This is a genomic window from Brachybacterium horti (assembly GCF_054777615.1).
Window position 1 is genome coordinate 1 of record NZ_BAAHAM010000008.1, and the last position, 7,905, is coordinate 7,905.

At 66.7% G+C, this 7,905-nt stretch carries 6 protein-coding genes; 5 read left to right on the top strand and 1 reads right to left on the bottom strand.

Annotated elements, in window-relative coordinates:
* Positions 1 to 46 precede the first annotated feature (46 nt).
* Positions 47 to 1,012, top strand: a complete 966-nt coding sequence (locus ACYVAP_RS16555) for a tyrosine-type recombinase/integrase (RefSeq protein WP_498861579.1) — start codon at positions 47 to 49, stop codon at positions 1,010 to 1,012.
* Between the two features lie 337 nt (positions 1,013 to 1,349).
* Here ACYVAP_RS16555 and ACYVAP_RS16560 read toward each other — a convergent pair whose 3' ends face one another.
* Entirely contained in the window at positions 1,350 to 1,673 is a 324-nt protein-coding gene (locus ACYVAP_RS16560; RefSeq protein WP_498861580.1) for a histone-like nucleoid-structuring protein Lsr2, read from the bottom strand.
* A gap of 240 nt (positions 1,674 to 1,913) precedes the next feature.
* Between ACYVAP_RS16560 and ACYVAP_RS16565 the strand changes: the two genes are divergently transcribed.
* The 4 genes from ACYVAP_RS16565 (at position 1,914) to ACYVAP_RS16580 (ending at position 7,783) form a co-directional block, all read left to right on the top strand.
* Complete coding sequence (locus ACYVAP_RS16565; protein WP_498861581.1) at positions 1,914 to 2,606, top strand: DUF8548 family protein; 693 nt, start codon at positions 1,914 to 1,916, stop codon at positions 2,604 to 2,606.
* Between the two features lie 304 nt (positions 2,607 to 2,910).
* The gene (locus ACYVAP_RS16570) at positions 2,911 to 5,664 is read left to right on the top strand and encodes a DNA methyltransferase (protein ID WP_498861582.1); all 2,754 of its coding nucleotides are present in this window, start codon (positions 2,911 to 2,913) and stop codon (positions 5,662 to 5,664) included.
* 648 nt (positions 5,665 to 6,312) lie between these two features.
* Positions 6,313 to 6,804 (top strand): hypothetical protein, encoded by a 492-nt coding sequence (locus ACYVAP_RS16575; RefSeq protein WP_498861583.1) that lies wholly within the window; start codon positions 6,313 to 6,315, stop codon positions 6,802 to 6,804.
* The gene (locus ACYVAP_RS16580; protein ID WP_498861584.1) at positions 6,797 to 7,783 is read left to right on the top strand and encodes a DEAD/DEAH box helicase family protein; all 987 of its coding nucleotides are present in this window, start codon (positions 6,797 to 6,799) and stop codon (positions 7,781 to 7,783) included. Before ACYVAP_RS16575 ends, ACYVAP_RS16580 begins: the two co-directional genes overlap by 8 nt.
* The last annotated feature ends 122 nt before the right edge of the window (positions 7,784 to 7,905 follow it).

Consider the following 7,905-nt stretch of genomic DNA (forward strand, 5'->3'; position numbering starts at 1 on the left):
GGCGCGTCAGCGCTGCGGAGAGCTGGCCACGGCCTAGCCTGATGCGATGAGCGAGCTCTTCGTCGACGCGGCCCGGGACTGGATCGCAGAACGCCGCGCCGTCGGACGCACGATCAGCGCCGAGACGACCAAGGCATACCGCGCCGATCTCGCCTCATGGCATCGCTACCTCGAGGCCCAGACGGGCGCCCCCGTGAGGGTGCACGATCTGACCGGACAGAGCATCAAGGCGGTGCTAGCAGAGATGAACAATGCAGGGCTCGCGCCTGCGACCCGCCGGCGCCTGATCACCACCCTGCGAGGGCTATGCCGCTACCTGGTTCTCGAGTCACGCCTGCCCAGCGATCCCACCGCGGCGATCCAGGCACCGCGTGCCCCGGGGCGCCTGCCGGTGGCGTTCACTGATGGACAGATCTCCGCCCTGCTGGAGGCTGCCCGCACGGAGGACCCTCAGGCGCGGCCTGCGGCGCCGCTCCTGGACGTGGCAATCGTCGTGATCCTGGCAGCCGGTGGCCTCCGCGCCAGCGAAGCCGTCAACCTCCGACTCCTCGACTACCGCCCCGGCCAGGAGCCATCGCTACGCGTGGTCGGCAAAGGCCGCAAAGCCCGCACAGTGCCTCTCGATCCCGGTGTCGCCGAGCAGATCGACACCTACCTGCCGTGGCGCGCCGAGCACACCGCAGACCAGCGCGACGCGTCTCCCCTGCTCGTGCGACCGGACGGGCGCGCCCTGACGCGCGACACCATCTCCTATCGCGTGAACCGGCTCTACACGCGAGCAGGGATTGTGAAGCCGGACGGCGAAGCAGCCCACGCCCTCCGTCACACCTACGCCGTCTCCATGGTCGACGTCGGCGTCCCCGTCTCCGAGATCCAACAACTGCTGGGCCACGAAAGCATCGCCACCACCGGCATCTACCTCAAAGCCTCCGCCTCACACCTCAGAGCCGCCTCTGCCGCACCCTCCGCAGCCCGCCTACTTGCCAGCAAGCCAGCGCGACAGCAACCCTAACGCTAGCGCCCGATTCCGTTGACCACTGCCCTCGGTGACTCCGGAGGGGGGGAATCTGAGCTTTCACTGTCGAAGCCCCGCCCACCTCCGCGAGCACGCCGCACACGACGCCCTCGAGGGGCTCGCCGAGGAGGGCGCGTAGACCCACGGAGATCAGTAACTTCTCAAGGACGGAGACATTCCGGGCTCCGGTCGTGGACGGGACTGATCTCTTCTGCGAGCCGTGAAGAGGCCGGTTCGTGTGCCAGCCGACCCGGTCGGAGGTCGCGAACCTAACGTCATCGACAGCCCGGGTAGGACCGTCATGGAAGGCGGTCGTACGGATGCACTCGGCCCGTCAGTGCGAGGCGTCGTAAGCCTCGATCACGGAGCCGGCGATGCGTCCGCGATCGCTAACCTCATGCCCGTTCGCGCGCGCCCACTCGCGGATCCGCGTGGTCCGCTCCCGGTCGCCACCAGCAGCGCGCCGCGAGCCGACCTTACGTCCGCCAACACGCCGCCCACTGGAGGTCCAGGTCGCGAGCTGCTCGCGCAGCTGTTCGGCGTGGTCGTCGTTCACATCGATCTCGTAGGCGACGCCGTCCAGCCCGAAGGGCACCGTCTGACTCGCCTCGCTGCCATCGATGTCGTCCGTGAGAATCACCTGAGTCTTGCGCGCCATAATCAACCTTTCGCATGCGAGTTCATCTGCAGGAAAATAATGTATCAGGTGAATCTGAATCGACAGGAAGGGTGCACTGCGGCTAGTACGATCAGTGCTTCCAACAATGGAGAGACTAGCGATCGCGCCGTAAACGGTGGTGGTCTCAACTGGTCAACGCACCGCCCGCCTACTCTGGCGCTTCAAGGCTGTCCATCCGAACTTCCAAAGTTTGTCGGTCCCACCAGGTAGGTTTCGGTCATGACGTCAGATGAGTCTCTCGGGCGGGTACTCGCTCTGGTCGAGCAGGCGCTCGACACTCCGTCGGCATGGGGCGCTCCAGTGGAGATGCGGGACTCCCTGGCGCTATGCGCCTTGAACTCTGCCCACACCCTCCGAGCAAGCTCGGCATCTGTGCGCAACGTCCTGCGCCGCTACCGCGCTCACCGCGCTGCCGCTGGTGCGGACCCTGAACTGGACTCAGGACCGGACCTCCTGCGCGTCATGGACGCCGCGGGAGGCCCCCGCCTGTTTGCGCTCGACGTTCTCGAGACGCGGGCTACTTTCCCGAGAACCGGCAGGCTACGCTCCGAAGCGATCTATGACGCCCTCGAGGCCCTCGCTGCGTTGGGCGTCTCGACCGCCGAGGAGCTCCGAGACGCGGCAGACGATCGAGCTGCGGAGCGCGCGTGGCGGTCTGTCAAAGGGCTCGGCCCGCAATCCTGGGCTTACCTCCTGATGAATGCCGGCGATCCCTCCCGCACGAAGCCCGACACGATGATTCAGCGATTCCTTGAGCGTGCCGTGGGTAGGCCTGTGCGCGCGGCCGAGGCAACACAGCTTGTCACCGCGGCGGCCTCCACCCTTGGTGTTGAGGTCCGCGCACTGGATCGCGCGATCTGGCTCTTCGAGACCCCCGACAAGACCAGCAAGAAGAAGGCGGGCAACCGATGATTCAGGCAGGTGACATCCCTGCGATGCGGAGGGCCAGGAAGGTGCGCTTCCAGCACTCTGGCAGAACATACGAGGGTGTCGTGCAGTGGATCGAAGCGAACGACAGCCCTCTCTCTCATCAGAGGGACCACCAAGACTGCCTCAGCCTCATGCTCAGTGACGGCAGCACCATGAACGACCTCCTCAAGACCACTCCCGTGGAGGTTCTGCAGTAGGTCGCACTCTGAGCTACCAGCTCATGCTGCGGCGCCCCACCCAGCTGGTCATCTACTCTCCTCGTAGTTGAGAGAACTGGGGACATCAGGTGGCGAAGTCGCTTTCGTTGAACGAGATCCGGCGCCGGAGCGCGCAGTTCGCCGTCGAGTGGCGAGAGAGTCCGGGCGATGAGCGCCAGGACGGACAGTCGTTCATCCGTGATCTTCTGCAGGTCTACGGCATCACGGCGACCAAGGCGGCGCTCTACGAGAAGCGGGCCAAGCGCTCGTCGACTGGTGGGCGTGGCTACATCGACGCGCTCGTTCCGGGTCTCTGCGCGATCGAGATGAAGTCAGCGGGCAAGGACCTCGACGCCGCGATCACCCAAGCACTGGACTACATCGACGACCTCACCGCCGCAGAGACCCCCCGGTACGTCATCGCCAGCGACTTCAAGAACCTCCGCGTGCTCGACATCCAGGCCCCCGAAGGGCGAGACGTCCAGATGTTCACCCTGGATGAGCTGCCCGCCAATATCGAAGCCCTGGCCTTCCTCGCCGGCTACCAGAGCGTCGCGTTCGGAACCCGTGAGCAGGAGGCCGCCTCAGTCAAAGCCGCCAGGATCATGGCCGACCTGTACGAGGCCCTGAACGACTCCGGGTACGACGACCACGAAGCATCCGTCTTTCTCGTCCGGATCCTGTTCTGCCTGTACGCCGACGACGCCGGGGTCTGGGAGCGCGACCTGTTCTACGAGTTCCTCGAGCGACGTACCAGCGACGACGGCGCCGACCTCGGTCCCCAACTGGCCATGCTGTTCCAGGCCATGAACCGCGAACAGGGCAGGCGTCAGCGGAACCTCGATGACCTCATCGCCCGCTTCCCCTACGTCAACGGCGGCATCTTCGCCGAGGCCGCCGACATCCCCTCCTTCGACAAGGGCATGCGGGACCTCCTGCTGCAGGCGTGTGCGTTCAACTGGTCCCAGATCAGCCCCGCGATCTTCGGGTCCCTGTTCCAGGCTGTCAAGGACGCCAAGGCACGCCGTGAGCTTGGCGAGCACTACACCACCGAGACGAACATCCTCAAGACCATCCAGCCGCTGTTCCTCGACGAGCTCCGCGCACGGTTCACCGACAGCATCCACGACGTCAAGAAGCTCCAGCGCCTCCGTGACGACCTCAAGCAGATTCGCGTCCTGGACCCGGCCTGCGGCTGCGGGAACTTCCTCGTCGTCGCGTACCGCGAGCTGCGCGCCCTGGACCTCGAAATTCTCCAGCGTCTCCAGGCTCTGGGCGACACCAGCTGGCAGTCCCCGACAGCGTTCTTCCTCAAAGAAGACCTCCCCGTGACGATGGATCACTTCGCCGGGATCGAGATCGAGGAGTGGCCGGCCCGGATCGCCTCGACAGCCCTGCACCTGGTCGACCACCAGGCCAACCAGGCGATGGAACTCGCCCTCGGCAAGGCACCCGATCCTCTGCCGCTGGACAAGATCGAGTCGATCCATGTCGCCAACGCGCTGCGCGCCGACTGGGCGCAGATCATCCCCCCGACGCCGCAGGTGATGATCGTTGGCAACCCGCCCTTCATCGGTCAGTACACCAAGCACGCCGACCAGACCGAGGACCTCAAAGCGGTGTGGGGCACGGGCTACGACGGTTACCTGGACTATGTGACTGGCTGGTACAAGAAGGCAGCGGATTACTTCAAGTACACCCGCGGTGGGCGCTTCGCGTTCGTCTCCACCAATTCCATCGCCCAGGGGCAGCCTGTCCCGGCCCTGTTCCGCCCCATCCTGGACGCAGGGTGGCGCATCCGCTTCGCACACCAGACGTTCGCCTGGACCTCGGAAGCGCCCGAGGCGGCCGCTGTCCACTGCGTCATCATCGGCTTCGACCAGCGCGAGAAGACCCCTGCAGCGCTATACGTCTACGACACGCCCAAGGGACAACCCGAGCAGAAGCCCGCGAGCAGCATCAACCCCTACCTCCTAGACGCACCCACGTTCTACGTCACCAAGCGCACGAGGCCCCTCAGCCCTACGCTTCCTGCCGTACTCAAGGGATCGCAGCCAACCGACAACGGAAACCTCCTTCTGGACCAAGCGGCGCACGAGGAGGCACGTCAGGACGCGGTGGCGATGAAGTACGTGCGCCCGTTCATCGGAGCACGCGAGCTCATCCACGCGACCGACCGCTGGTGCCTGTGGATGGAAGATCTCGACCCGGCCGACCTTGGGCGCTCTCGATTCCTCAAGGAACGAGTCGAGGCATGCCAGGAGTTCCGGCTAGCCTCTGCCAAAGCCGCAACACGAGCGGCTGCATCCACGCCTTCCCTGTTCACTGAGCGCCGCCAACCTGCCGTCCCGTACATCTGTATCCCGCGGCACTTCTCCGAGACGCGCCGTTACGCGACGGTGCAGCTCTTCGAGCCGGACGTGATCGCTGGGGACGCGAACTTCACCGCCGAGGACCCCACCGGGTACCTGTTCGCGATCATCAGCAGCTCAATGTTCCTCGCCTGGCAGCGCGCTACCGGGGGCCGCATCAAGTCTGACCTCCGATTCTCCGCCACAGTCGTGTGGAACAACCTCCCGCTCCCGGACGTGAGCGACCGTGTGCGCCAGCAGATCATCGACGCGGGCAAGGGCGTCCTCGAGGCTCGCGCCCTGCACCCTGAGCGGTCCCTCGCCGACCACTACAACCCACTCGCGATGTCCCCGGCACTCACCAAGGCGCACGACGCCCTGGACCGCGTAGTCGACAAGGCCTTCGGTGCGCGAGGTGTGCTGCATACCGAGGAAGAGCGCCAGCGGATCCTCTTCAAGCGCTATGCCGAGCTCACCGGAGTCGCCGAGTAGGAAGAAGGGGTGGCTGGACCTGGACCACGGTCCCTGCGGTCGCTGGGTCGCGCGATGCTGCTGGGACAACCTGCCGCCGAGTCGGGTACGGCAGGCACGCGCCCAGCCCTCACCGCTTGTGAAGGTCCCTCCGTGCGGGCTGGATGTCTGCTGGGGACCCTAGAGTCCGCGGCGTGGAGAACGTGATCACGGAGTACGGGGGACTGTGTCTGATCCCGCCGTTGGTGCGCACGGCGCAGGGGTGGGCCGAGCGGCGGCCGAGCGAGTGCTCGTGCGGGAGCCGGCGCTTCCTGGTGGGGTGGACGGCGTGTTCGTGTCGCACGGATACGCTCGGTCCTGGGCATCGGACGTGGGAGTGTCAGCAGTGTGGCCGGCGCGAGGTGCTGGGGTGTCTCAAGGAGCCGGAGCTGGGGCCGTTGGATGAGTACGGGTGCGCGCGGCGCCGGCGGAGCGTTCGGGATCGATAGGGGCTGAGCGCGTGCCTGCCGTACCCGGCGAGGGCGTCCCCGACTTCTGCGGCCGACTGCCGATCCCAGCTCGATCCAGGTCCGGGGGCTGAGGTCGAGTAAGGAATGAGGTGGGGTTCCTTCATTTCTTGAGGCCTCCGCCAAGCGGGTATAGACTGTCCTATATAGGGAGGTGGTCGCGATGACCATGCAGACCGTTGAGGCTACGGAGGAGCTGCGGCGTGCGGTGAAGAGCCGGCGCCTGATGGAGGTGACGACGCTGGACTACCGGCGGGCGATCAAGCACCTCTCGGGGTCGCTGCCGCAGGTGGAGATCGCGCGTGCCCTGGGGGTCACGCAGCCGTCGCTGAGTTCGGCGTTGAAGACGGCGCGAGCGGTGCCGGAGGCGGTCCCGGGTTTCTCCGGGGCGGGGCCGTACGAGATCTGCCAGCGCTTCGCGGCGGGTCTCATCGAGCGGGAGCAGCTCGTGGACGAGCTGACTCGGTGGGAGTACACGCCGATCCCCGAGGGGGAGTGGTTCGAGGATCCGCAGCCGTCGCCGGGGCCGGGGTCCTGGCGGGAGGTGGTCAACGCGGCGGACGAGGGTCTGATCGACGACGTCACCTACGACGAGGTTCTCCGGGCGAGCGTTGCGCACGCGGATCGGGGCGAGGCGCCGCGGTCGCATGAGTGATGCGATCGACGAGCACATCGAGCATGTCCGTGAGCTGACCCGGCGGCACGGCCCTCTCGATCTGGACAGCCCGACGGCCTCGGTGCACAACCCGGAGTGGTTCGTGGGAGGTCGGCCCCTTCGTGCTCGAGGTCGGATGCATGCGGAGATCATCGGGAGTCTCCTGGACGGCGCGGACGCGGAGGGGCAGCGTCATGCGTTCGTCCTCGCGGGCGCACCGGGTGCTGGGAAGAGTCATCTGCGCACGTATGAGCTGGCAGACGAGGTGGCTGGCCATGCGCATCTGGACGTTGATGATGTGAAGGCTGAGCTGCTGTGGCGAGCTGAGCGGGATCGGTCGTACGAGGGGTTCTTGAAGCCTGCGCTGGTTCGCGAGTACGAGGCGCGGGGGGAGCGGTTCTTCCCTCTGGAGATGTCGGCGCTGGTTCATCGGGAGGCGGCGGGCATCGTGGACCTGGCGCGGGAGCGTGCGCTGACGGCGGGGCTTCCGGTGGTGATCGACGGGGTGCTCTCGAATGGTGACCAGGCGGTGGCGCTGGGGCGGGAGCTCGAGCAGGCCGGCTACTCGATCGACGTGGTGTGCCTGGACGTGGCCCCGGAGGTGTCGGAGCACCAGATCCGTCATCGGTGGCGGGTGGCCTACGAGGAGACGCTGGCCGGCCATGGGGATCTGATGGGTGGCCGGTGGGTGCCGTCGTCGTTCGCGCAGCACGTCCTGCAGGGTCCCGGGGGGCGCAGCCTCCCAGCGGTGAGCGCGGAGCGCTTGGCCGATGAGGTCGAAGCGGTGAGCCGCTACCGCGTGTTCACGCGTGCCGGGGTGGACGAGCCGACGCTGCTGGCGACGGACCTGTCGCGAGTGCGCGGGGGAGGACCTCTGATCGACACGGAAGCAGCGCGGGCGTATCGCACGGCGCGCGGGGCGCAGAGGCCCCGCCGCGCGGGGCGCGGCGGGTCCGTCGAGGGAGGCGTGGAGCGCTAGGGCGTGTCTCTTAAGGTCGTGGAGGTTGGAGGTCTGACGGTGGGTGGGCTTGGATGCCTCGAGCCCGGGGCACTCGGCGCGCCAAAGTCCGCGGCCGCCGGCCTGGATCGCTCACAGGTCAC